General features: G+C 60.5%; 18 protein-coding genes and 4 tRNA genes. 17 read left to right on the top strand and 5 right to left on the bottom strand.

What is annotated here, in order from left to right; translation table 11 throughout:
* Nucleotides 1-15 precede the first annotated feature (15 nt).
* Nucleotides 16-1,506 carry an MDR family MFS transporter gene (locus tag QLG12_RS25030; protein ID WP_197869545.1) on the bottom strand — a complete coding sequence of 497 codons (1,491 nt, stop codon included), beginning with the start codon at nt 1,504-1,506 and terminating at the stop codon, nt 16-18.
* A 49-nt stretch (nt 1,507-1,555) separates the two neighbouring features.
* Nucleotides 1,556-2,605: an HlyD family secretion protein gene (locus tag QLG12_RS25025; protein ID WP_282475391.1), complete on the bottom strand. Its 1,050-nt coding sequence runs from the start codon at nt 2,603-2,605 to the stop codon at nt 1,556-1,558.
* Nucleotides 2,606-2,835: 230 nt separating this feature from the next.
* Between QLG12_RS25025 and gltX the strand changes: the two genes are divergently transcribed.
* The 12 genes from gltX to QLG12_RS24965 all read left to right on the top strand — a co-directional run bounded on the left by gltX (nt 2,836) and on the right by QLG12_RS24965 (nt 12,261).
* On the top strand, nt 2,836-4,317 hold the full coding sequence (gene gltX, locus QLG12_RS25020) for a glutamate--tRNA ligase (RefSeq protein ID WP_007956429.1): 1,482 nt from the start codon (nt 2,836-2,838) through the stop codon (nt 4,315-4,317).
* A 201-nt stretch (nt 4,318-4,518) separates the two neighbouring features.
* Nucleotides 4,519-4,594: transfer RNA gene (locus QLG12_RS25015), tRNA-Ala, on the top strand.
* A 79-nt stretch (nt 4,595-4,673) separates the two neighbouring features.
* Nucleotides 4,674-4,749, top strand: a tRNA-Glu gene (locus QLG12_RS25010).
* Nucleotides 4,750-4,802: 53 nt separating this feature from the next.
* Nucleotides 4,803-4,878 (top strand) — tRNA-Ala (locus tag QLG12_RS25005).
* A 78-nt stretch (nt 4,879-4,956) separates the two neighbouring features.
* Nucleotides 4,957-5,032 (top strand) — tRNA-Glu (locus QLG12_RS25000).
* Between the two features lie 183 nt (nt 5,033-5,215).
* Nucleotides 5,216-5,755 (top strand): TetR/AcrR family transcriptional regulator, encoded by a 540-nt coding sequence (locus tag QLG12_RS24995; RefSeq protein ID WP_064378827.1) that lies wholly within the window; start codon nt 5,216-5,218, stop codon nt 5,753-5,755.
* A 30-nt stretch (nt 5,756-5,785) separates the two neighbouring features.
* Entirely contained in the window at nt 5,786-6,619 is an 834-nt protein-coding gene (locus QLG12_RS24990; RefSeq protein ID WP_064378828.1) for an alpha/beta fold hydrolase, read from the top strand.
* Between the two features lie 47 nt (nt 6,620-6,666).
* Nucleotides 6,667-7,128, top strand: coding sequence for a thioesterase family protein (locus QLG12_RS24985; RefSeq protein WP_197869445.1), 462 nt, complete (start codon nt 6,667-6,669; stop codon nt 7,126-7,128).
* A gap of 35 nt (nt 7,129-7,163) precedes the next feature.
* Complete coding sequence (locus QLG12_RS24980) at nt 7,164-8,123, top strand: tRNA-dihydrouridine synthase (protein ID WP_197869444.1); 960 nt, start codon at nt 7,164-7,166, stop codon at nt 8,121-8,123.
* Nucleotides 8,124-8,244: 121 nt separating this feature from the next.
* Nucleotides 8,245-8,688 carry an Hsp20 family protein gene (locus QLG12_RS24975; RefSeq protein WP_197869443.1) on the top strand — a complete coding sequence of 148 codons (444 nt, stop codon included), beginning with the start codon at nt 8,245-8,247 and terminating at the stop codon, nt 8,686-8,688.
* Nucleotides 8,689-8,872: 184 nt separating this feature from the next.
* Entirely contained in the window at nt 8,873-9,568 is a 696-nt protein-coding gene (locus QLG12_RS24970) for a DUF1266 domain-containing protein (RefSeq protein WP_085747838.1), read from the top strand.
* A complete protein-coding gene (locus tag QLG12_RS24965) occupies nt 9,565-12,261 on the top strand; it encodes a J domain-containing protein (RefSeq protein WP_282475390.1) in 2,697 nt (898 codons plus the stop codon). The genes QLG12_RS24970 and QLG12_RS24965 overlap by 4 nt, the downstream gene beginning before the upstream one ends.
* Here the strand turns inward: QLG12_RS24965 and QLG12_RS24960 are convergent.
* The 3 genes from QLG12_RS24960 to QLG12_RS24950 form a co-directional block, all read right to left on the bottom strand.
* Complete coding sequence (locus QLG12_RS24960) at nt 12,258-13,949, bottom strand: molecular chaperone HscC (protein ID WP_282475389.1); 1,692 nt, start codon at nt 13,947-13,949, stop codon at nt 12,258-12,260. The two genes, QLG12_RS24965 and QLG12_RS24960, sit on opposite strands and share 4 nt — an antisense overlap.
* Before the next feature lie 107 nt (nt 13,950-14,056).
* Nucleotides 14,057-17,335, bottom strand: a complete 3,279-nt coding sequence (locus QLG12_RS24955) for a bifunctional diguanylate cyclase/phosphodiesterase (RefSeq protein WP_282475388.1) — start codon at nt 17,333-17,335, stop codon at nt 14,057-14,059.
* Between the two features lie 68 nt (nt 17,336-17,403).
* Nucleotides 17,404-18,294: a LysR family transcriptional regulator gene (locus QLG12_RS24950; protein WP_007956444.1), complete on the bottom strand. Its 891-nt coding sequence runs from the start codon at nt 18,292-18,294 to the stop codon at nt 17,404-17,406.
* A gap of 140 nt (nt 18,295-18,434) precedes the next feature.
* Here QLG12_RS24950 and leuC point away from each other — a divergent pair, with 140 nt between their 5' ends.
* The 5 genes from leuC (at nt 18,435) to asd (ending at nt 23,750) form a co-directional block, all read left to right on the top strand.
* Nucleotides 18,435-19,853 (top strand): 3-isopropylmalate dehydratase large subunit, encoded by a 1,419-nt coding sequence (gene leuC / locus QLG12_RS24945; protein ID WP_282475387.1) that lies wholly within the window; start codon nt 18,435-18,437, stop codon nt 19,851-19,853.
* 11 nt (nt 19,854-19,864) lie between these two features.
* Nucleotides 19,865-20,509 (top strand): 3-isopropylmalate dehydratase small subunit, encoded by a 645-nt coding sequence (gene leuD, locus QLG12_RS24940; protein ID WP_197869439.1) that lies wholly within the window; start codon nt 19,865-19,867, stop codon nt 20,507-20,509.
* 145 nt (nt 20,510-20,654) lie between these two features.
* Nucleotides 20,655-21,419 (top strand): class I SAM-dependent methyltransferase, encoded by a 765-nt coding sequence (locus QLG12_RS24935; RefSeq protein ID WP_282475386.1) that lies wholly within the window; start codon nt 20,655-20,657, stop codon nt 21,417-21,419.
* A 69-nt stretch (nt 21,420-21,488) separates the two neighbouring features.
* Complete coding sequence (leuB, locus tag QLG12_RS24930; protein WP_085655206.1) at nt 21,489-22,571, top strand: 3-isopropylmalate dehydrogenase; 1,083 nt, start codon at nt 21,489-21,491, stop codon at nt 22,569-22,571.
* Between the two features lie 66 nt (nt 22,572-22,637).
* A complete protein-coding gene (asd, locus tag QLG12_RS24925) occupies nt 22,638-23,750 on the top strand; it encodes an aspartate-semialdehyde dehydrogenase (protein WP_011333354.1) in 1,113 nt (370 codons plus the stop codon).
* Nucleotides 23,751-23,965: the final 215 nt, after the last annotated feature.

Raw genomic sequence — 23,965 nt, 5'->3', positions numbered from 1 at the left:
CAGGCACCGCTAAAATCAGTGGGCTTCGCCGGCCTTCAGTCCGGCGGGCAATTTCTTGGTCAGCAAAATCGCCAACATGCTGATCCCCAGCGCTATCCCGACAAAATGAAACGCATCGTTGTAGGCCATGATCAGCGCCTGCTGATGCACGATCTCGCTCAACTTGCCCAACGCCGCCGTGTCACTGCCGAACCGATCGGCCATCGACGCCAGGCGCTCGGCCACCTGCGGATTGGTCGGCACCACCGCTTCGCGCAGGTAATCGAAGTAGGTCTTGGTGCGCGCATCCAGCAAAGTAGCGAGCAGGGCGATGCCGATGGCGCCGCCGAGGTTGCGCAAAATGTTGAACAGGCTCGACGCCGAGCCTGCGTCCTGCGGCAGGATGTACGCCGTGGCGATCAGCGAAATGGTCACCATGATCAGCGGCTGGCCGAGGGCGCGGATAATCTGGATCTGGTTGAACTGCGGCCCGGCGAAATCCGGGTTGAGCACCCCGGATGAAAAGCTCGCCAGCCCGAACAGGCCAAAACCGATCGTGCACAGCCATTTCGGCGAGACGAATTTCATCAGTTTCGGCACCAGCGGAATCAGAAACAGCTGCGGCACGCCCATCCACATGATCACTTCGCCGATCTGCAGGGCGTTGTAGTTCTGGATTTGCGCCAGGTACAGCGGCAGCAGATAGATCGAGCCGTACAGCCCGACGCCCATGCCGAGGCTGGAAATACTCGACAGCCCGAAGTTGCGATTGCGCAGGATGCCGAGGTTGATCAGCGGGTTGGGCTTGGAAATCTGCACGATCACGAAGGTGATCAGGCTCAGCAGGGCGATGCTGCCCAGCGTCACGATCAGGCTCGATTCCAGCCAGTCCTTGCGATGGCCTTCTTCAAGAAAGACCTGCAAGCAACCGAGGCCGACACCCAGGGTGAGAATGCCGGTGTAATCGGTGCTTTTGAGCAGTTCCCAATGTGCTTCTTTCTTCTCCAGCCCGTACATCAGCCCGGCGATCATGATCAGCCCCGGCGGGATGTTGATATAGAAGATGTACTCCCAGCCCCAGTTTTCCGTGAGCCAGCCGCCGAGGGTCGGGCCGATGGATGGGGCGAAGGTGGCGGTCATGGCAAACATCGCCATGCCTTTGGCGCGATGGTGTTCGGGGAGTTTGATCAGGGTCAGGGTGAACGCCAGCGGGATCAGCGCGCCGCCGGTGAAGCCCTGCATCGCGCGAAACACGATCATGCTCTCCAGACTCCAGGCCATCGAGCAGAGCAGCGAAGAAATCAGAAACCCCAGCGAAACCCACACCGCCAGCCGCCGGGCCGACAGCAACTGCACCAGCCAGGCGGTCAGCGGAATCATGATGATTTCCGCCACCAGATAAGACGTCGAAATCCACGAGCCTTCTTCCAGGGTCGCCGACAGGGCGCCCTGAATATCCTTGAGCGAGGAGTTGGTGATCTGGATGTCGAGCACCGCCATGAAGGCGCCGAGCATCACGCTCATCACCGCGATCCAGTCCCGCCGGGTCGGTTCGCCGACCGGGCGGATCAGTTGATCACCGGCCATTGTCCGGGGCGTCTTTGATATTCACGGTGGCGGTGACCGACATGCCCGGACGGATCTTGCCGTGCAGCGGGTTATTGGCCTTGAAGGTCAGTTTGACCGGAATCCGCTGTACCACCTTGGTGAAGTTGCCGGTGGCGTTGTCCGGCGGCAACAGGCTGAACTGCGCGCCAGAGGCGGCGAACAGACTGTCGACCCGGGCTTCTATCGGCGTATCACCATAGGCATCGAAAATCAGCTCGGCCTTCTGGCCTGTCTGCATGTGGCCGATCTGGGTTTCCTTGAAGTTGGCCTGCACCCAGATGTCTTCGTCCGGAACGATCGACAGCAGGTACGCACCGGCCTGCACCACTTGACCATTACGCGCGGCACGCTGGCCGATCAGACCGCTGATCGGCGCATGGATTTCACTGCGGGTCAGGTTCAGTTCGGCCTGCGCGAGGTCGGCGCGGGCGTTGGCGATCTGTGCATCGAGGCGTTTGATCTCGGCGGTCAGCGCGTTGACTTGCTGGCGCTGGCTCTGGGCATCGGCTTGGGCCTTGGCCACTTGCGAGCGGGCGATATGGGCGTCGGCGGAGAGGGTGGTGACCCGCTCCTCGGAGACGTAGCCGGGTTTGCGCAGGGTTTCTGCCCGCGACAAGTCCATCTGCGAGCGCCCGAGGGTGGCTTGTGTGGTTGCCACTTGCGCATCGCTGGCGGCGATCAGGCTCGATTGCTGAGTCAATTTGCTCTGGGCTTGCAGGCGCTCGGCCTCACGGGTGGCGAGGGCGGCATTGGCGCGATCGACGGCCAGACGGAAATCATTCGGTTCGAGACGTATCAGCAGCTGGCCCTTTTCCACATGCTGGTTGTCCTGGACCAGCACTTCGTCGATGCGTGCGCTCAACTGACTCGACACGCGGGTGATTTCACCCTGGACATAGGCGTTGTCGGTGCTTTCATAAAAGCGTCCCTTGAAAAACCAATGGGCGAAAAAGCCCCCGGCAATCAGCAGGACCAGCAGCAGGAAAATGAACAGGCGACGCTTGAGTTGGGCAGGCATGGGCAAACTGTAGTCGAGGAATTGTAAGGAAAGTTATCAGCAGGCGAATCTGGCATACAGCCGATGAACGGTAAATGCCGTCTGTTGATATTCGGCCATTCACCACGGCCAACGGGCGTTCCAGACGCAACCTTGGCTTAAATGCCCTGCCCGCTGGAGCGGGGCGGGTGTCGCCTGTTACCATTCGCCGCTTGATTGTTCTTTGCTTTTCATTCTTTTCGAGACATGCCATGACCACCGTCCGCACTCGCATCGCGCCATCGCCTACCGGGGATCCCCACGTAGGTACCGCTTACATCGCACTGTTCAACTACTGCTTTGCCAAGCAGCACGGCGGTGAGTTCATCCTGCGGATCGAAGACACCGATCAGTTGCGTTCGACCCGCGAGTCCGAACAGCAGATCTTCGACGCCCTGCGCTGGCTGGGCATCGACTGGAGCGAAGGCCCGGACGTCGGCGGCCCGCACGGCCCTTACCGTCAAAGCGAGCGCGGCGATATCTATCAGAAGTATTGCCAGCAACTGGTCGACATGGGCCATGCCTTCCCGTGCTTCTGCACCGCTGAAGAGCTGGATCAGATGCGCGCCGAGCAAATGGCGCGCGGCGAAACCCCGCGTTACGACGGCCGTGCACTGTTGCTGTCCAAGGAAGAAGTCGCCCGGCGCCTGGCCGCCGGCGAACCCCACGTGATCCGCATGAAGGTGCCGAGCGAAGGCGTCTGCGTGGTGCCGGACATGCTGCGTGGCGATGTCGAGATCCCGTGGGATCGCATGGACATGCAAGTGCTGATGAAGACCGACGGCCTGCCGACGTACTTCCTGGCCAACGTGGTCGACGATCACCTGATGGGCATCACTCACGTTTTGCGTGGCGAAGAATGGCTGCCGTCGGCGCCGAAACTGATCCTGCTTTACGAATACTTCGGCTGGGAACAACCGGAGCTGTGCTACATGCCGCTGCTGCGTAATCCGGACAAGAGCAAGCTGTCCAAGCGCAAGAACCCGACTTCGGTCACGTTCTACGAGCGCATGGGTTTCATGCCTGAGGCCATGCTCAACTACCTGGGCCGCATGGGCTGGTCGATGCCGGACGAGCGCGAGAAGTTCTCGCTGCAGGAAATGGTCGACAACTTCGACCTCAAGCGCGTGTCGCTGGGCGGTCCGATCTTCGATATCGAGAAACTGTCGTGGCTCAACGGCCAGTGGTTGCGTGATCTTCCGGTGGAAGAGTTCGCCGCGCGCGTACAGAAGTGGGCGTTCAACTCCGAATACATGATGAAGATCGCACCGCACGTTCAGGGCCGCGTCGAAACCTTCAGCCAGGTTGCACCGCTGGCCGGGTTCTTCTTCGCCGGTGGCGTGAACCCGGATGCCAAGCTGTTCGAATCGAAAAAGCTCTCGGGCGATCAGGTTCGTCAGTTGATGCAATTGATCCTGTGGAAGCTGGAAAGCCTGCGTCAGTGGGAGAAGGACAGCATCACCGCAACGATTCAGGCGGTGGTTGAATCCCTTGAGCTGAAGCTGCGTGATGCGATGCCGCTGATGTTTGCCGCGATTACCGGGCAGGCGAGTTCGGTGTCGGTACTCGATGCGATGGAAATCCTCGGGCCGGACCTGACCCGTTTCCGTCTGCGCCAGGCGATTGACCTGCTGGGCGGCGTATCTAAGAAAGAAAACAAAGAGTGGGAAAAGCTGTTGGGCGCCATCGCCTGATTGCGTTTGACTCTGCAGGACGCCCGAAGGTCAGGATCTTTTGATCCTGTCCTTCGGTGTTTTTCCCCGAATTTACGGGGGGAGGGCGGTAAGTGATTGTAATGCCGACAAAAAATTTTGAAATTTTTCAAAAATAAGTTTGACAGCCTTTCGATACGCCCTTAAGATTCGCCCCGTCCTCAGCGATGACATCAACGATGAGGGGCTATAGCTCAGCTGGGAGAGCGCTTGCATGGCATGCAAGAGGTCGACGGTTCGATCCCGTCTAGCTCCACCAATTTACACTTCGAAGCCTGGCCACACCGGCTTCGAAGCGATCAACACTCAGCGTTGGTCAGTTGTATAGAAGGGTTTGCGTCCCCTTCGTCTAGTGGCCTAGGACACCGCCCTTTCACGGCGGTAACAGGGGTTCGAGTCCCCTAGGGGACGCCAGTTTTACAGAAGCGATGTTGCAAGATGTCGCTCCGCCGAGAGGCGAAAAATCCGGGGCTATAGCTCAGCTGGGAGAGCGCCTGCATGGCATGCAGGAGGTCAGCGGTTCGATCCCGCTTAGCTCCACCAATTTACAGTTCAAGGTCTGGCCACACCGGCCTTGAATCGATCAGTACTCAGCGCTGATCAGTTGTATAGAAGGTTTGTGTCCCCTTCGTCTAGTGGCCTAGGACACCGCCCTTTCACGGCGGTAACAGGGGTTCGAGTCCCCTAGGGGACGCCACGATTACCCGCTCTGCGGGATTTTATAAGGGTCATTCAATTATTGAATGGCCCTTTTGTTTGTCTGGCGTTTGGCCAAATCCTCTTTTTCCTTAACACTGTGCTTCAGACCAGCGGTCACGCTTGTGACTTGCGGAATATTATTATGAGAATAATATTGCTATCGTAATATTCGGAGGCGACGATGAACGACAAGAAAGCTCAAACCCGCGAACGCATTCTCAAGGCCGCCAGTGCTGCACTGATCCAGCGCGGCCCGGCTGAACCGAGCGTGGGCGAAGTGATGGGGGCGGCCGGCCTGACCGTCGGTGGCTTCTACGCCCACTTCGAAAGCAAGGACGCAATGATGCTTGAGGCGTTCAAGCAATTGCTCGGTCGCCGTCGCGACCTGATTGCCGAAATGGACAGCGAGCTGACAGGTGAAGAGCGTCGCGCGCTGGTGGCTGCGTTCTACCTGTCGCGCAAGCATCGTGATTCCAGCGATTCGGCGTGCCCGATTCCAGCCTCCATCGGCGAGTTGGGCCGTCTGCCAGAGGCGTTCCGGATCGCGTTGAACGAACACCTGGAATTGATGATTGCGCAGTTGGCCGCAACGCCGGAAGACACCGACAAAGCGTTGGCCGACGTGGCCTTGATGGTGGGTGGTCTGGCGCTCGCAAGGGCGTTGGGCCCAGGGGATTTATCCGATCGATTGCTGCGCGCTGCCAAGTCGGCGGTGCGTTGACCTGAAGGCTGCAAGCCCGAGGAGAGAGCGATGAGCACGTTGAAGTGGGTTCGCGGCGTTAATGGCACCTTGGGCTGGTTCGCACCGAAACTGGTGGCGAGCAAAATGCGACTGGCGTTCATGACGCCGCGCGCGAATACACCGCGGGATTGGGAATTGCCGCTTCTGGCGAGATCCGAACGCATCACCTTGCGTTTCGGTCTTTCGGCCCTGCGTTGGGGGCAAGGCCCGACTGTCTTGCTGATGCACGGCTGGGAAGGGCGGCCCACCCAGTTTGCCGCGTTGATCACGGCGCTGGTCGACGCGGGCTACACCGTTGTGGCGCTGGATGGTCCGGCCCACGGACGCTCGCCGGGGCGCGAAGCCAATGTGGTGCTGTTCGCTCGTGCGATGCTCGAGGCCGCGGCCGAATTGCCGCCGTTGCAAGCGGTCATCGGCCACTCCATGGGCGGTGCCAGTGCCATGCTCGCGGTGCAATTGGGCTTGCGCACCGAAACCCTGGTGAGCATCGCCGCTCCAGCGCGGATTCTCGGGGTGTTGCGCGGATTTGCCCGCTACGTCGGCATGCCGCCCAGAGCTCGTTCCGCGTTCATTCGCGAGGTTGAACAGGACGTCGGCATGCGCGCCGCCACCCTTGATGTCGCCCACTATCAACTGGATATGCCAGGCCTGATAGTGCATGCCGAGGACGACACCTTCGTTTCGGTCAAGGAATCCCAATTGATCCACGAATCCTGGTTCGACAGTCGCTTGCTGCGTCTGGAGGCCGGCGGCCATCAACGCGTACTGGCCGACCCTCGGGTGATTGATGGCGTGTTATCACTGCTGGCCGGGCGCAGCCTTCAGGCGCGGCAATCGGCTTAGTCATCCGTTACACTGCCCCGGTTGAATCATTTGACCGGGAGTAGGGCATGGGCTGGGATCGGGCAACGCCGTTTATCATTGATCTGCAAGTGGGCGCCGAGGACATCGACGGGCTGGGTCACGCCAACAACGCGGTCTATGTGACCTGGCTCGAGCGCTGCGCCTGGCGCCACTCACAGCGCCTGGGCCTGGATTTGGTCGAGTACCGGCGGCTGGATCGGGCAATGGCCGTTGTACGACACGAAATCGATTACCTGGCCGCCGCCTATGAAGGTGACGAACTGCAATTGGCGACCTGGATCGTTGATTGGGACCAGCGCCTGAAAATGACTCGTCACTTCCAACTGATCCGCCCCAGCGACAACGCCACGCTGCTGCGCGCCCAGACCACCTTCGTCTGCATTGAGCTGTCCACCGGCCGGCCCAAGCGCATGCCTGCCGAGTTCATCGAAGGCTATGGCCCGGCCATACAGACGGCGGACATGGGTTTAACCCGCGAAACCCAGTAAACTGCCGCACGTTTTTCCTTGAGTGTGTGTTTCCCATGCAAATTGCTCTGGCGCCGATGGAAGGGTTGGTCGACGACATCCTGCGCGATGTCCTGACCCGTGTCGGCGGTATTGATTGGTGCGTGACCGAATTCATCCGGGTCAACGACCAGTTGCTGACTCCGGCCTATTTCCACAAGTTCGGCCCTGAACTGCTCAACGGTGCGCGCACGGCGTCCGGCGTGCCACTGCGCGTGCAGTTGCTGGGTTCCGATCCGGTGTGCCTGGCGGAAAACGCGGCGCTGGCCTGCGAGCTGGGCTCCGAAGTGATCGACCTGAACTTCGGTTGCCCGGCCAAGACCGTCAACAAGTCCCGTGGCGGTGCGGTACTGCTCAAGGAGCCGGAGCTGCTCAACCGGATCGTCGAACACGTGCGTCGCGCCGTACCTGCGCACATTCCGGTTACCGCCAAGATGCGCCTGGGTTTCGACAGCCCGGACGGCTCGCTGATGTGCGCCACGGCACTGGCCGAAGGCGGCGCCGAACACATCGTGGTGCACGCCCGGACCAAAGTCGACGGCTATAAGCCACCGGCCCATTGGGAGTGGATCCCGCGCGTACAAGATGTGGTCAAGGTGCCGGTATTTGCCAACGGCGACATCTGGAGCGTCGAAGACTGGCGACGCTGCCGGGAAATCAGCGGCGTCGAAGACATCATGCTCGGTCGCGGTCTGGTGTCGCGCCCGGACCTGGCCCGTCAGATCGCCGCCGCCCGTGCCGGCGAGGAAGTCGTCGAGATGACCTGGGCCGAGCTGATGCCACTGATTCAGGACTTCTGGCTGCAAGCCAAAGCGCAAATGACCGCGCGCCAATCGCCGGGCCGTTTGAAGCAATGGCTGGCCATGCTGACCCGCAATTATCCCGAAGCCGTCGAGCTTTTTACCGTGCTGCGCCGGGAGACCGAGCCGGATCAGGTCTCGCGTTTGCTGGGTTTGCCGGTCGCCGAAGCCGCCTGAAAAAAATCTTCAAACGATCTCTTGAAAACAAAACGCAGGTCCCTATCTAAGGGTTACGCGATGCCGAATTCGGGTCGCGGAGACAAAAAAACTTGCTGATTGTTTTCAGGAGATTTGAATCATGAGTACTGCATTTTCTCTCGCACCACTGTTCCGTTCCTCGGTAGGTTTCGACCGTTTCAACGACCTGTTCGAAACCGCTCTGCGCAACGAGCCAGGCAGCACCTATCCGCCTTACAACGTGGAAAAACACGGTGACGATCAATACCGCATCGTCGTGGCGGCGGCCGGTTTCCAGGAAGAAGACCTGGAACTGCAAGTCGAAAAAGGCGTGCTGACCATCAGTGGCGGCAAGCGTGATGCCAATGAAGGCGTCACGTTCCTGCACCAGGGCATTGCCCAGCGTGCATTCAAGCTGTCCTTCCGCCTGGCCGATCACATCGAGATCAAGGCCGCCGGCTTGAGCAACGGTCTGTTGAGCATCGACCTGTTGCGCGTGATTCCGGAAGAGGCGAAAGCCAAACGCATCCCGATCAACGGGGCGCAGCCGGCTCTGCAACAGTGAGTCACTTGCAGAAACAAATCGTCTGAACGGGCGATAAGCCGCTGAATGAAGGCCCCGACACGTCGGGGCCTTTTTTGTGGGCGCAGGAAAATGGCTGTTCGACTTTGCCGCCAGCGACGGTTTCTCTACAATCCGCCGCAGTTTAGCCGACCCCATCCTTTCGGTCGGCCTGGAGCCTTTTTTCATGGACGATATTCAACAGCGCTGGCTGTGCGCCCTTTCTGCGCCAATGGCAGCGCTCAACACCGGCGCCGGGTATGACGACCCTGCCTTCTGCGACGACCGCTATATCGATCTGAAAGGCAGCTGGGGAATCGATGACCGGCGACAATTGTTCGACATGCTTCAATGGATGACGGACGACGGGCATGCCAAGCACCTGAGTGGCGCCTATTCGGCGTGGCAACGTTGTCTGCCGAATGAATGGCAACGCCTGCTCGAAGAGCTGAGCCCTCGCGAGCGTGTTCTGCATGAGTTTGCCAGTCGCACTTTTGGCGGTTGTGGTCCCGGAGGGATCTTGTCCTGGGATTACGGGCGGATGGGTTTTCTCTTGCGTTGCGCAGTGCGCAATCAGTGGATTGATCTGGCCGAAAGCAACTGGCTGCACAGTCGTTTGGCCGTCAGGGCGCAGTTTCACTACGGTAACTGGATGTCCTACTTCAATGGCTTTGTTGTGGGTCGCAGCTTTTGGTGCTGCCTGAACACAAGCGACGACGAGTTAGCCTGGGAGTTGGAGCGGCAGGGGGACAGTGCTCATAACCTGCGGATCACCCGCGGCCTCGCCCAGAACATCCCGCACTTTCTGGCCGACCTGCCCTGGCACATGGAAATTGATTCGTTACCCCGTCCGGCATCGCTCAAGGAGTTCGACTGGTCATGAGTTGCTGGATTCGCCTGGGCATCGAGCCCACCTCCGACGAAACCCGGATTCGTGATGCCTACCGCGCACGTTTGCCGTCGCATCATCCGGAAACCGATCCGGAAGGTTTTCAGGCGCTGCGCATGGCCTACGAAAACGCGTTGCGTCTGGCGCGGGAAGGCGAGGAAGAAGCGCCCGAGGAAGAAACTGAAGAGTCAGGGCAGGAGGTTGTCGAGGTCCCGCAGGCGTTCGTGGATTTCTGCGAATTACTTGACGATCCCGCGCGACGTTTCAACTTCGGGGCGTGGCAGGCATTTGTCCGGATGCTGGACGAGCTGTCGCTGGAGCAGCTCGATGAAATCAGTTGGGGGCTCTACCACCGGATGGCCGACGCCGGCCCGCTGTCTTACCGCTGCGCGAATCTGTTGGCCAAGCGTATGGCGTGGCATCAGCAGTTACTGGATCTGGAGTTCAACGACGCGCATCGGGTGGAAGCTTTTTTGCAGCGAATCGAAACGCCTGACCCGTTCGATACCGATCTGATGAGCGCTTGGTCAGTGGCTGCGCAAACCGAAACACTCTGGTACGCCCGCAGCCTCGACTTTATTTTCACCCAGCGTCCCCTCCATGAATTCGCCGACTTCGCCAGCCAGCACACGTGTCTGCCGTTGCCGGATGATGCTGTGTTCATGAAACGTTTACTGGTGCAGTTCACCCAAGCGGGCATGGGTGCACCGATATTTTTGCAGTGCTGTGTCGAAAAACAGCTGGAAGCACCGGATGACGTGGACTGGCTTTACCTGTTGGCGTGTCAGAGCAGTCTGCTGGGGCGGGACGATCAGGCATTGCCGTGCTGGATCCGACTGTGGAACGAGTTCCGCCATCCGATGGCCGAAAGTCGTCTGCTGGAATTGTGCGCCAAGCGGCAACCGACTTTTCTGCCTCTGCTGATTCAGGCGTTCGATTGTCTGGGCGATTTCTCCGAGTGGCCTGCGGATCTCGGGGATGACGCGCAGGTATACGGCAGTCCGTCACAACGCCCCGAGACGCTGAACCGTTGGTTGGGTGTCGGGCGGTTGAAGCTCGATAGCCTGGCGCAAAGTTTTGTCGATTGGCGCATGACAGGCGATGAGCTGCCGTTGCTTGCCCAACTGCTGGGTGAGAATGCCGACAGCAGGCTGCTGCAACTGTACCGGCATGCCTGGGCGCTGCATCGCGGTGATGCGGTCTTGCTGCAGCGGATTCTGGATCAGCCGCTCCCGGTCGATGCGCTTGAATGCCTGGTGTTGAGCGGGTTCAAAGTTCAGGCCGGACAACATCTGCGCTGGTTGGAGAATGCGCCGATTGCGCAGGCTATGAGCGTATTCAGCGAAGCGGATTCAATATCGCAGCAATTGCCGCAGGCACTGACAACAGGCGAGCTGCACAAGGTCTGTCGCCTGTGGTTGCGTCGCTTGCGGCCCTACAGTGACACCGCCCTGGAGCGCATCGCCGAAGCATTCAAATTGGGCGCCGTCAAAGACGACTGTGACTTGTCCGAGCTCGATCTGCTTCTTCAGTTGAGCCGTCGCGGGATAGGGTTGCCGCCGGTCGGGCTGGGCGAGGCCGCCTTGGAGTGGCACGCTCAAACCGTGTTTTTGCTGGCGTTGCTGGATCAGCCGGAGCGCTGGCTGTCAATGATCGATGGGCAGTGCCTGGAGCGTCTGCCGTTCAGTCCGGCTCATCCTTTGAGTCGACTGCAGCCACTGTTGCGGCGGTTGCAACGCGAGCAAGGCAATTGCGACGGTTTACTGGGCTGGCTGCAAGGCAATGATCCGGTGCACGGCTTGTTGGTGCAGCAATTGTTCAGCGTGCAGCAGGCACTCGACAGCGCCCGATTGCCTGCCAATACCCTGCTTTACACCTGCATCGAGAGCGACCGCGCTGCGTGTGGCGACGATCTGTTGGGGCTGTTGATGTTCTGGGGCGTGCTCTATCACGACCCGAGCCTGAGCGCCGAGCAGCATCGTGCCTTGCTGCAGTCCATCGCGGCAGTCAGTTGCGAGGATGACTGGTTCGAAGGGTTTCGTGACGGCTTGATCAAGGGCGAGCCGGTGTGGCCGCCGCGCAAGGTGTTGACGGATTTTGGGGTCGACAAACTGTTGGCATACGAAGCCCTCGATTCGCTCAAGGCCATGGTGCGCTATGGCGCTGCCGGAGTGCCGAAAACGCGAGTGCTGCGCCAATTGCAGCAGGGCAAGGATGACGTGAAGAACAGTATCGGCTTGCGCCTGGCGCTGTGTGCCTTGCTGTCCTGGTCGGAGCGTTTGATGTTGGCCAAAAGTGATATTCAGCCGGTGCCGGCAGGGGCGATCTGGCGCCTGGGGTCGCGGCTGGGGCGCAAGGCTTTTATCGCCCAGGTCCTGGGGTGTGTGGTGATTACGCCGGTGGCAGGATTGATCAGCGGTACCACATTCTTTGGCATTCTGATCCTGTTGCTGGGTGTTCTGCTGTTATTCGGTGCCACTCTGCGCCGTTTGCATGATATGGGACGAGGCCTGCCCACATTGCTGATATTCATGGCCTTGTCGCCGGTCTTGCCGTTTCTGCCGCTGCTGCTGTTCGGCTTTCCCGGTGACAAGTTGCCCAACCGGTACGGGGTGCCACCGGACAGCGGCGGTGGCGAGATGCTGTCCGGTGGTCTGCAGGCTGCTCTGCGGCGACTTAACGGTTAGAGGCGCATTTGATCCAGCGCCTTGTTGAGCTCTGAGCGGTGGCTGGCGATCTCGGCCGGCTGCTGTCCGCCGAGTACCGTGGTGAAGTTGTGCAGCCACTCGGCAATGTGTTCGCGCTGCGTGCCCAGACTTTGCATCCATGCCCGTTCCAGACGGGCCAGCAGTGTGCGGTTGGGCAATGCGTCGCGTGGATGGACCTTCAGCGTCGACAGACGGTTATGGCTGTCTCTGCGTGCTTGTTCATTCAGCCCGGTGGGACTGCGGTCGATGCTGTGGCTGTGGCGTTCGCCGGTCTCGAGCAGCGTGACGTCAACCTCAAGCAAACCGTTGATGTCGTAACTGAAGCGTACGTCCAGCTCCTGAATGTTATCGGTGGGCGTCAAGGTGACATCGAAAGCGTCAATGAGGATGTTGTCACGTACCCACGGCCGCTCACCCTGATAAACGGCAATGCGCAGCAGCTCCTGCCGGGGATGGGTTGTGTGGTAGCGCTCGACCCGTGACGTCGGGATGATGGTGTTGCGTTCGATGATCGGTGAAAAGGCGCCGTCGATGCCTTGGCCACGCATGGTTGCGATGCCCAGCGTATACGGGCAGACGTCGGTCAGAATCAGTTCTTCGATCGCACCATCGCGCGCCTTGCAGGCCGCTTGCGTGGCCGCACCCAGTGCAACGAGGGTGTCGGGATCAAGATGCCGGTAGGGCAGGCGTCCGAACAGTGTGGCGACCAACTGTTGTACCGCAGGCATCCGCGTTGCCCCACCGACCAGCACCAGACTGTCGAGATCCCGTGGTTTCAGGCGCGCATCGCGCAGGGCCTGTTCGATCGGTGCGCGCAATCGTGCCAGCAACGGTTCCCAGATCTTCACGGCAGCGGCTTCATCCAGCGACCATTCGTACAGTTCGTCGGCATGGCGCCAGCTCAGCGATTGAGGTCCTTCGCCGAGTTTGCATTTGAGTTGTTCCAGGGCATCGCCCAGGCTGGCCATACCTTGCGGATCAATCATCGACGGGGTCAGTCGCCAGCTTTTCAGACAGGCATTCAGCAGTGCAGCGGTAAAGTCTTCTCCACCCAAAAAGTTGTCCCCGGTGGACGCATGCACTTCAATCAGCGGCAACGCATATTCCAGCACCGTGACATCGAACGTCCCGCCGCCCAGATCGAAGATCAGCGTGCGTTCGAATTTTTGCTCGTGCAGCCCGTACGCCATTGCAGCGGCGGTCGGCTCGTTGATCAGTCGGGAAACCTTCAGGCCCGCCAGTTCGGCGGCGAACAGCGTGCGTTTGCGTTGCTCGTCACTGAAATACGCCGGCACGGAAATCACCGCTTCAGAAACCGGATGACCGAGAAAGGCTTCGGCGTCCTGCTTGAGTGAGCCCAGCACCAGTGCCGACAATTCTTCCGGGCTGAAGGTTTTGGTGCCGAGTTCAATCTGCCGGTCGCTGCCCATGAATCGCTTGAACGCGGCGGCCGTACGTTCCGGGTGGGTCGTGAGGCGTGCGCGTGCGGCTTTGCCGACCAGAATGGTCTCGTCTTCATCGAGGCTTACCACCGACGGGGTCAGTACCTCGCCGAGGGCGTTGGGAATCAATCGGGCCTTACCGTCCTGCCAGACGGCGATCAAACTGTTGGTGGTGCCAAGGTCAATGCCCAGCAGGGCCGGGCGGGGGAGGGTTGCATCCTGCATGATCGATCTCGAAACAGCGCGAAAAAACGCGACCCTACAGGTTGCCGCCAACCCTGGCAATTATCGGCCTGGGTCAATACTTGCGACAAGCAATCGCAGGTGTCGGGTCATTCCAGCAATCCCTTCAATCCCTCCAGCGGCAACGGCCGGCTGTGCAGATAACCCTGATACAAATGGCAGCCCAACCCCAGCAGGAAGGCCAACTGTTCCGGGGTTTCCACGCCTTCGGCGATCACCTCCAGCTCCAGGCTGCGGGCCATGGCGACGATGGCGCGGATGATTTCGGCGTCGTTGGGGTCGGTGGTGGCGTCGCGGATGAACGACTGATCGATCTTCAGCGTGTCCACGGGCAGGCGCTTGAGGTAGGTCAGTGATGAATAGCCGGTGCCGAAATCGTCCATGGCAAAACTCACGCCGAGTTTTTTCAGGCGGCGCATTTTGCTGATGGTGTCTTCCAGGTTCTGAATGACGATGCCTTCGGTGATCTCCAGTTTCAGCAACGAGCAGGGCAGTCCGTGGCTGCTCATGCTGTGTTCGATGCGCTCGACGAAGTCGTTCTGGCGGAACTGCCGGGGGCTGATGTTGACGCACAGGCTGAAGGCCAGAGGATCGATCAGCTTTTCGGCGATCAACTGCTTGAAGGCTTCGCACGCCTCGTCGAGGATCCAGGTGCCGACCTCCAGAATCAGCCCGCTGTCCTCCAGCACCTTGATGAATTCGGTGGGCGATTGCGCGCCGAGTTCCGGGTGGTTCCAGCGCACCAGGGCTTCGGCGCCGATGATGCGGTTGTCCCGGGCGTCGATTTGCGGTTGGTAGTGCACGTTGAATTCGCCCCGGGACAGCGCCAGGCGCAGGTCGGTCTCCATGCGCAGCCGTTCGCTGGCCGCTTTCTGCATGGTGTTGTGGTACATCTGCGTGGTGTTGCGCCCGGAATCCTTGGCCCGGTACAGCGCAATGTCGGCGCGTTTGAGCAGGTCGGTCGGGGTCGAGCCGTGATCGGGAATCAGCGCCACGCCGATGCTCGGCGTCACTTGCAGGCGCTGGCCGTCGAGGAACATCGGTTCCGACAGCAATTCACGAATGGTGTCAGCCAGCTCCCGCACCTGGGCGCTGACTTCATTGCGCGTACCCTCCAGACCGCTGAGCAACACCACAAACTCATCGCCACCGAGCCGCGCAACCGTGTCTTCCATGCGCACGCTGGCCTCAAGTCGTGCGGTGATGATTTTCAGCACCGTGTCGCCAACCGGGTGCCCCAGCGAGTCGTTGATGTGCTTGAAGTGATCCAGATCGAGAAACAGCAGCGCACCGCGCAGGTTGTGGCGCTTGAGCAGGGCGATCTGCTGGCTCAGGCGATCCATCAGCAGCGCGCGGTTGGGCAGGTTGGTCAGCGGGTCGTGATAGGCCAGATGGCGGATCTGCGCTTCGGCGTTCTTCAGCAGGCTGACGTCCCGGGCGGTGAGCAGCAGGCAGGCGGTTTCGTTGAGGGTGATCGGCTCGACCGAGACTTCCACCGTCAGGATCTCGCCGCGCTTGTTGCGCCCGAGCATTTCCTGATGGTGCACGCGGCCCTTGATCTGCAGCTCGGCCAGCAGTGCCGAGCGCTGTTTTTCCTCGGCCCAGATGCCGACCTGGTACACGGTTTTGCCCACCACTTCGTCGGCGCGGTAGCCGGTGAGGCGGCAGAAACCGTCGTTGACCTCCAGATAACGTCCGGTGTCGCGCTCGGTGATGGTGATGGCGTCGGGGCTGGAGTGAAACGCCTTGGCGAATTTTTCTTCGCTGGCCTTGAGCGCCGCTTCCGAGCGCTGTTGCTGGGTGATGTCGCGCAGCGTGGTAACGATGCACGGCTGGTTGCCGACGCTGATCTGGCGGCTGGAAATCACGCAGGTCAGCGACTGACCGTCCTTGTGCTGGACGATGATCGCAACATTGCTCAGGCCCTGTTCGCGGATCACCCGTTCGATGCGTTGCAGGCTTTTCGCCGAGGCGTCCCACAGGCCGATTTCTTCGGCGGTATGGCCGATCACATCGCTGGCGCTCCAGCCGAAGGTCTGGGAGAAACTGGAGTTGATCTCGATGAATTCCCCGGTCTCCTGTCGGGTCACGCAGATTGGATCGGGGCTGACCTGGAACAGCGTGGCGAATTTCTCTTCCGAAGCCACCAGCCGTTGCTCGCGCTCGACCTGATCGGTGATGTCCAGCAGGGTGCCGGCCATCCGCAGCGGTACGCCGTTGTCGTCGCGATAGAGGCGGGCGCGGCTTTCCAGATAGCGCGAGCTGCCGTCCGGCAATTGCACGCGGTAAGTCAGCTGATAATTGCCCGCCGGGCCTTCGCGCAGGCTGCGATAGGCGTCGCGCATGCTGTCGCGCTCTTCACCGGGCACGCCCTCGAAAAACTCTTCGAAGGATTCGTGGAACGGTTTCGGCTCCAGGCCGTGCAATTGCGCAGCGCGGGCCGAACCGTAGAGCATGCCGCTGGGAATGTGCCAGTCCCAGGTGCCGAGCTGCGCCGAATCCAGTGCCAGATCAAGGCGTTCCTGGCTGTCTTTCAGGGCATGTTCGGCGGCTTTTCGTTCGGTAGTGTCGAGAAAAGTGCTGAGCAGGTAGGGCTGGCCTTCGAGTTCGACCTTTTGCGCGCTGAGGATGCCGTCGTGGATCTGGCCATTGCTGGCGCGGAACTGCACCTCCATGCTGACCAGTTCGCCCTTGGCCTTGGTCTTCTTGACCAGCTCCGCCCGTTGCTCGGGATGCACCCACAGGCCCAGTTCCAGGGTGGTGCGCCCAATGGCGCTCTGTACCGGCCAGCCGAACAGGCTTTCAAAATACTGGTTGGCCTCGCTGATCAGGCCGTCTTCCTGGCGGGTCAGCAGCACCATGTTCGGGCACAGATGAAACAGTGTCGCAAAACGTTTCTCCGAACTGCTGAGCGCCTGTTCCCGTTGCCGCTGGTGGGTGATTTCGCGGATCACCCCGATCATTCGGGGCCGACCGTGTTTGTCCGGCAGCAGGCTGCCGTTGATCTCCAGCCAGTGCAGGCTGCCATCGGGCCAGCGGATGCGGTGGTGCATGGCCTGTTCCAGCGGCGCGCCGGCAATCACGGCATGGAAGGCGCGGATGGTTTTCGCCCGGTCTTCCGGCGGCAGCAGGTCGAGGTATTCCAGGTCTTCGGGCAGCGGTTGCCGCGGGTCGAAGCCGAACAAGGCCTGAGTGCCGCGCGACCAACTGATCTGCCCGCGCTCGATGTCCCAGTACCAGGCGCCGAGGCGGGCACCGTTGAGCGCCGCGAGCAATTGCGGCGCACTCTCCCAGCTCTGCTCGGATCGCCGTGGATCAATGGCCTGAATACGCGGCATCGGCGGAATACGGTCAACAGATTTCGGCATTGTTAAGGGGCCTTGAGCTGATTTGGGCGTTTGGCACAGGGGCGGCAGCTCTATAGGAGTAGCACAAGTTAGCCGAGAGTCCCTGGCAGATCGATTTGAGCGTCCAGCAGGGCCATAAACGCCCGTGCAGCATTCGACAGCGTCCTTTCAGTGTGCAGGATATAGCCTAGCTGGCGACTGAGCTGTATGCCCGGTAAAGGTATGCGCGCCACCTGTTCATCGAGCATCGTGCGCGGCAAAACGCTCCAGGCCAGGCCGATCGACACCATCATCTTGATGGTTTCCAGGTAGTTGGTGCTCATGGCGATGTTCGGCGTCAGGCCCTGAGCCTCGAACAGACGTTGGACAATGTGGTGGGTAAAGGTGTTGCCGCCGGGGAAAACCGCCGGATGGCCGGCAATGTCCGCCAATGTGACGGCGCCATTGCTGATCAATGAATGTTCCGGGGCGACCACGAAATCCAGCGGGTCATCCCAGACCGGCGTGGCTTTGACCAGAGTATGCGGCTCCGGCGCGAGGGTAATGACTGCCAGTTCCGCGCGGCCATGGAGAATTTCCTCGTAGGCCACTTCCGAATCGAGGAACTGAATATCCAGCGCCACCTGTGGGTAGCGGCGGGTGTATTCCCTCAACAGCGGTGGCAAGCGGTGCAGGCCGATGTGGTGACTGGTGGCCAGGGTCAGGCGACCGGTGACTTCACCGGTCAGGTTGGTCAGAGCGCGACGGGTGTCATCGAGTACGTTGAGAATCTGGTAAGCCCGTGGCAGCAGGGCCCGACCGGCCTCAGTCAGACCCACTTCACGACCCAGCCGGTCGAACAGCCGCACATTCAGTTGCTGCTCCAGGCCGGCGATGCGTTTGCTGATCGCCGGTTGCGTCAGGTGCAGCCGTTCGCCGGCGCCGGAGAAGCTTCCGGTCTCGGCAATCGCGATAAAAGCATTGAGGTTGGCCAGGTCCATGTTCGTATTCCAGTTGGTTATCCAAAGCATAAAAAATATGAATTTGAGTTATTTAATCTAACCCCATAGGATCGGCCTCACAAGCCAAAGGGTTATTGATAAGCCCAGGGCATAGAAACAAGCTGATGAGGAACCGTCTGATGGCCGGCAAAACGCTCTACGACAAGCTCTGGGATTCGCATTTGGTCAAGCAGCGCGACGATGGCTCGGCGCTGATCTATATCGATCGTCACATCATTCACGAAGTGACCTCGCCGCAAGCCTTCGAAGGCCTGCGTCTGGCCGGGCGCAAGCCGTGGCGCATCGATGCCAACATCGCCACCCCGGATCACAACGTACCGACCACCCCGGAGCGCAAGGGCGGCATCGAAGCCATTGCCGACCAGGTTTCGCGTTTGCAGGTCCAGACCCTCGACGACAACTGCGATGAATACGGCATCGTCGAGTTCAAGATGAACGACGTGCGCCAGGGCATCGTTCACGTGATCAGCCCTGAGCAGGGCGCGACCTTGCCGGGCATGACCGTGGTCTGCGGCGACTCGCACACCTCGACCCATGGTGCGTTCGGCGCCCTGGCTCACGGGATCGGCACTTCGGAGGTCGAGCACGTGCTCGCCACCCAGTGCCTGGTCGCCAAGAAAATGAAGAACATGCTGGTGCGCGTCGAAGGCCAGTTGCCGTTCGGCGTGACCGCCAAGGACATCGTCCTCGCTGTGATCGGCAAGATCGGTACCGCTGGCGGTAACGGGCATGCCATTGAGTTCGCCGGCAGCGCGATCCGCGATCTGTCGATCGAAGGCCGCATGACCATCTGCAACATGTCCATCGAAGCCGGTGCCCGCGTGGGCCTGGTGGCGGCGGACCAGAAGACTGTGGATTACGTCAAGGGTCGTCCGTTCGCACCGAAAGGTGCCGAGTGGGATCTGGCGGTCGAGTCCTGGAAAGACCTGGTGTCCGACGCCGACGCGCATTTCGACACCGTGGTCGAGCTCGACGCCACACAAATCAAGCCGCAGGTCAGCTGGGGCACTTCGCCGGAAATGGTGTTGGCCGTTGATCAGAACGTGCCGGACCCGGCCAAGGAAATGGATCTGGTCAAGCGCGACTCGATCGTCCGCGCCTTGAAATACATGGGTTTGACCGCCAATCAGGCGATCACTGACATTCAGCTCGACCGCGTATTCATCGGTTCCTGCACCAACTCGCGGATTGAAGACTTGCGCGCTGCGGCGGTGATCGCCAAGGGCCGCAAGGTTGCGTCGACCATCAAGCAGGCCATCGTGGTGCCGGGTTCGGGTCTGGTGAAGGCGCAGGCCGAGGCCGAAGGTCTGGACAAGATCTTCCTCGAAGCCGGTTTTGAGTGGCGCGAGCCGGGTTGCTCGATGTGCCTGGCGATGAACCCGGACCGTCTGGAGTCCGGCGAGCATTGCGCCTCGACCTCCAACCGTAACTTCGAAGGCCGTCAGGGCGCCGGTGGCCGTACCCACCTCGTCAGCCCGGCCATGGCCGCTGCGGCGGCGGTGACCGGTCGTTTCATCGACGTTCGTGAATTGATCTAAAGGAGCGCAGCATGAAAGCTTTTACCCAGCACACTGGTCTCGTCGCGCCTCTGGATCGTGCCAACGTCGACACCGATCAGATCATTCCGAAGCAGTTTCTGAAATCGATCAAACGCACCGGTTTCGGCCCGAACCTGTTCGACGAATGGCGTTACCTCGATGTGGGTCAGCCGTATCAGGACAACTCCAAGCGTCCGCTGAACAAGGAGTTCGTGCTCAACGCCGAGCGTTATCAAGGCGCCAGCGTGTTGTTGGCCCGCGAGAACTTCGGTTGTGGCTCCAGCCGTGAACACGCGCCGTGGGCGCTGGAAGAATACGGTTTCCGCAGCATCATCGCGCCGAGCTATGCCGACATTTTCTTCAACAACAGCTTCAAGAACGGCTTGCTGCCGATCATCCTGAGCGATGCCGAAGTTGACGAGCTGTTCAAGCAGGTCGAGACCGCGCCGGGCTATCAGTTGCAGATCGATCTGCACGAGCAGACCGTGACCAGCCCGAACGGCAAGGTCTACCGCTTCGAGATCGACGCGTTCCGCAAACACTGCCTGCTCAACGGCCTGGACGACATCGGCCTGACCCTGCAGGACGGCGATGCGATTGCCGCGTTCGAAGCCAGGCATCGTGCGAGCCAGCCATGGTTGTTCCGCGACGCGTGATTGATTCGAGATTGATGTAGTCAGGTCCGGCCCCATCGCTGGCAAGCCAGCTCCCACAATGTTTGCGGTGTTCATCAAACCTGTGGGAGCTGGCTTGCCAGCGATGAGGCCGGATCAAGCAACCCAAGATCAAAGGGAAGTTCCCATGACCAGCACCGCCCACAGTCAGGTTGTACAAAAGCAATTCGGTGAACAGGCCGCCGCCTACCTGAGCAGCGCCGTTCACGCTCAAGGCACTGAATTTGCGCTATTGCAGGCTGAACTGGCGGGGCAGGGCGAGGCACGGGTGCTGGACTTGGGTTGCGGCGCCGGGCACGTGAGTTTTCACGTTGCTTCGTTAGTGAAAGAAGTGGTGGCTTACGACCTGTCGCAGCAGATGCTCGACGTGGTGGCTGCCGCTGCCGTTGATCGCGGTCTGAGCAACGTGTCCACGGTCAATGGCGCCGCCGAGCGTCTGCCGTTCGCCGATGGCGAATTCGACTTCGTGTTCAGCCGCTATTCGGCGCACCATTGGAGTGACCTCGGCGTGGCCTTGCGCGAAGTGCGCCGGGTGCTGAAACCAGGTGGCGTGGCGGCGTTCATCGATGTGCTGTCGCCGGGCAGTCCGCTGTTCGATACCTATTTGCAGAGCGTCGAAGTGCTGCGCGACACCAGCCATGTGCGCGATTATTCGGCCGGTGAGTGGCTGCGCCAGGTCAGCGAAGCAGGTCTGCACACCCGCAGCACCACGCGTCAGCGCCTGCGTCTGGAGTACACCAGTTGGGTCGAGCGCATGCGCACGCCTGAAGTGATGCGCGCCGCGATCCGCCAGTTGCAGCAATCAATGGGCAACGAAGTACGCGATTATTTTGAAATTGAGGCCGATGGTTCGTTCAGTACAGATGTACTGGTGCTCTGGGCCGAGAAATAAACGTAGAACGAAAAGCATTTTTCCGGGAGCGCCCCTCGATGGCGCACCGACTGAAGACACGAGGAAAGCATGAGCAAGCAGATTCTGATTCTCCCAGGCGACGGTATTGGTCCGGAAATCATGGCCGAAGCGGTCAAGGTGCTGGAGTTGGCCAACGACAAGTACAGCCTGGGCTTCGAGCTGAGCCATGACGTGATCGGTGGCGCCGCCATCGACAAGCACGGCGTGCCGCTGGCCGACGAAACCCTCGACCGTGCCCGCGCTGCCGATGCCGTGCTGCTGGGCGCCGTGGGCGGCCCGAAATGGGACACCATCGAGCGTGACATCCGCCCTGAGCGCGGCCTGCTGAAAATCCGTGCGCAACTGGGCCTGTTCGGCAACCTGCGCCCGGCGATCCTGTACCCGCAACTGGCCGACGCTTCGAGCCTGAAGCCGGAAATCGTTGCCGGCCTGGACATCCTGATCGTCCGTGAGCTGACCGGCGGCATCTACTTCGGCGCGCCGCGCGGCACCCGTACCCTGGAAAACGGCGAGCGCCAGTCCTACGACACCCTGCCGTACAGTGAGAGTGAAATCCGCCGCATCGCCCGTGTCGGTTTCGACATGGCCCGCGTGCGTGGCAAGAAGCTGTGCTCGGTGGACAAGGCCAACGTGCTGGCGTCCAGCCAACTGTGGCGTGAAGTGGTCGAGCAGGTCGCCAAGGATTACCCGGACGTCGAACTGAGCCACATGTATGTCGACAACGCCGCCATGCAACTGGTGCGTGCACCGAAGCAGTTCGACGTGATCGTCACCGACAACATGTTCGGCGACATCCTGTCCGACGAAGCGTCGATGCTCACCGGCTCCATCGGCATGCTGCCTTCAGCCTCGCTGGACGCCAACAACAAGGGCATGTACGAGCCTTGCCACGGTTCGGCACCGGACATCGCGGGCAAAGGCATTGCCAACCCGCTGGCGACCATTCTGTCGGTGTCGATGATGCTGCGTTACAGCTTCAATCTGCACGAAGCGGCCGATGCCATCGAAAAAGCGGTCAGCGTAGTGCTGGATCAAGGCCTGCGCACCGGCGATATCTTTTCGACCGGTTGCACTAAAGTCGGTACGCAGGAAATGGGTGACGCAGTAGTCGCCGCGCTGCGGAATCTGTAATCTCTCGGGCCCGCTGCGAAATTCAATACAAAGCAGCGGCCCACTTTTCAAGAAGGTGTAGTTGCGATGAAACGTGTAGGTCTGATCGGTTGGCGCGGCATGGTCGGTTCCGTGCTCATGCAGCGGATGCTGGAAGAGCAGGACTTCGATCTTATCGAGCCGGTGTTTTTCACCACTTCCAATGTCGGTGGCCAAGGCCCGTCCGTGGGCAAGGACATTGCTCCGCTCAAGGACGCTTACAGCATTGAAGAGCTGAAGACTCTCGACGTGATCCTGACCTGCCAGGGCGGCGACTACACCAGCGAAGTGTTCCCGAAGCTGCGCGAAGCCGGCTGGCAGGGTTACTGGATCGACGCGGCCTCGAGCCTGCGGATGAACGACGACGCCGTCATCATCCTCGACCCGGTCAACCGCAAGGTCATCGACCAGCAGCTCGACGCGGGCACCAAGAACTACATCGGCGGCAACTGCACCGTCAGCCTGATGCTGATGGGTCTGGGCGGTCTGTTCGAGGCCGGTCTGGTCGAGTGGATGAGCGCCATGACCTATCAGGCGGCGTCCGGTGCCGGCGCGCAGAACATGCGTGAACTGATCAAGCAGATGGGCGCGACCCACGCGGCTGTCGCCGATCAACTGGCCGATCCTGCCAGCGCGATCCTCGACATCGACCGTCGTGTGGCCGAAGCCATGCGCAGCGACGCGTACCCGACCGAAAACTTCGGTGTACCGCTGGCCGGCAGCCTGATCCCGTGGATCGACAAGGAACTGCCGAACGGCCAGAGCCGCGAAGAGTGGAAGGCCCAGGCCGAGACCAACAAGATTCTCGGTCGCTTCAAGAGCCCGATCCCGGTCGACGGCATCTGCGTGCGCATCGGCGCCATGCGTTGCCACAGCCAGGCGCTGACCATCAAGCTGAACAAAGACGTGCCGATTGCCGACATCGAAGGGCTGATCAGCCAGCACAACCCTTGGGTCAAGCTGGTACCGAACAACCGTGAAATCAGCATGCAGGAGCTGAGCCCGACGAAAGTTACCGGCACCCTGAACGTTCCGGTCGGTCGTTTGCGCAAGCTGAACATGGGGTCGCAGTTCGTCGGTGCTTTCACCGTCGGCGACCAACTGCTGTGGGGCGCGGCCGAACCGCTGCGTCGCATGCTGCGGATCCTGCTGGAGCGTTGATCGCTTGAAGCTGTGAAAAAAACCGTGCCTTGTGAGAGGTACGGTTTTTTTATGCCTGACTGTCCTCGGGTGTCTGGTCTGGCCCCATCGCTGGCAAGCCAGCTCCCACACTGTTTGGTGTCGGCCCCGGTTTTTATTGCACCATAGAAACCTGTGGGAGCTGGCTTGCCAGCGATGAGGTCGGTACAGGTGGCACTAATCCCCGGCAGAAATTG

Source organism: Pseudomonas sp. V88_4 (assembly GCF_029967985.1).
Classification (GTDB): Bacteria; Pseudomonadota; Gammaproteobacteria; order Pseudomonadales; family Pseudomonadaceae; genus Aquipseudomonas; species Aquipseudomonas glycinae.
This window is presented reverse-complemented; position numbering and strand designations above follow the sequence as displayed.

What these genes read in the sequence shown, in the direction of transcription:
- QLG12_RS24990 (WP_064378828.1), top strand. Translation starts at nt 5,786, where the DNA reads ATGAGCACGTTGAAGTGGGTTCGCGGCGTTAATGGCACCTTGGGCTGG.
- leuD (WP_197869439.1), top strand. Translation starts at nt 19,865, where the DNA reads ATGAAAGCTTTTACCCAGCACACTGGTCTCGTCGCGCCTCTGGATCGT.
- QLG12_RS24935 (WP_282475386.1), top strand. Translation starts at nt 20,655, where the DNA reads ATGACCAGCACCGCCCACAGTCAGGTTGTACAAAAGCAATTCGGTGAA.
- QLG12_RS24995 (WP_064378827.1), top strand. Translation starts at nt 5,216, where the DNA reads ATGAACGACAAGAAAGCTCAAACCCGCGAACGCATTCTCAAGGCCGCC.
- asd (WP_011333354.1), top strand. Translation starts at nt 22,638, where the DNA reads ATGAAACGTGTAGGTCTGATCGGTTGGCGCGGCATGGTCGGTTCCGTG.
- QLG12_RS24970 (WP_085747838.1), top strand. Translation starts at nt 8,873, where the DNA reads ATGGACGATATTCAACAGCGCTGGCTGTGCGCCCTTTCTGCGCCAATG.
- QLG12_RS24955 (WP_282475388.1), bottom strand. Translation starts at nt 17,335, where the DNA reads ATGCCGAAATCTGTTGACCGTATTCCGCCGATGCCGCGTATTCAGGCC.
- QLG12_RS24950 (WP_007956444.1), bottom strand. Translation starts at nt 18,294, where the DNA reads ATGGACCTGGCCAACCTCAATGCTTTTATCGCGATTGCCGAGACCGGA.
- QLG12_RS24965 (WP_282475390.1), top strand. Translation starts at nt 9,565, where the DNA reads ATGAGTTGCTGGATTCGCCTGGGCATCGAGCCCACCTCCGACGAAACC.
- gltX (WP_007956429.1), top strand. Translation starts at nt 2,836, where the DNA reads ATGACCACCGTCCGCACTCGCATCGCGCCATCGCCTACCGGGGATCCC.
- leuB (WP_085655206.1), top strand. Translation starts at nt 21,489, where the DNA reads ATGAGCAAGCAGATTCTGATTCTCCCAGGCGACGGTATTGGTCCGGAA.
- QLG12_RS24980 (WP_197869444.1), top strand. Translation starts at nt 7,164, where the DNA reads ATGCAAATTGCTCTGGCGCCGATGGAAGGGTTGGTCGACGACATCCTG.
- QLG12_RS24960 (WP_282475389.1), bottom strand. Translation starts at nt 13,949, where the DNA reads ATGCAGGATGCAACCCTCCCCCGCCCGGCCCTGCTGGGCATTGACCTT.
- leuC (WP_282475387.1), top strand. Translation starts at nt 18,435, where the DNA reads ATGGCCGGCAAAACGCTCTACGACAAGCTCTGGGATTCGCATTTGGTC.
- QLG12_RS24975 (WP_197869443.1), top strand. Translation starts at nt 8,245, where the DNA reads ATGAGTACTGCATTTTCTCTCGCACCACTGTTCCGTTCCTCGGTAGGT.
- QLG12_RS24985 (WP_197869445.1), top strand. Translation starts at nt 6,667, where the DNA reads ATGGGCTGGGATCGGGCAACGCCGTTTATCATTGATCTGCAAGTGGGC.
- QLG12_RS25025 (WP_282475391.1), bottom strand. Translation starts at nt 2,605, where the DNA reads ATGCCTGCCCAACTCAAGCGTCGCCTGTTCATTTTCCTGCTGCTGGTC.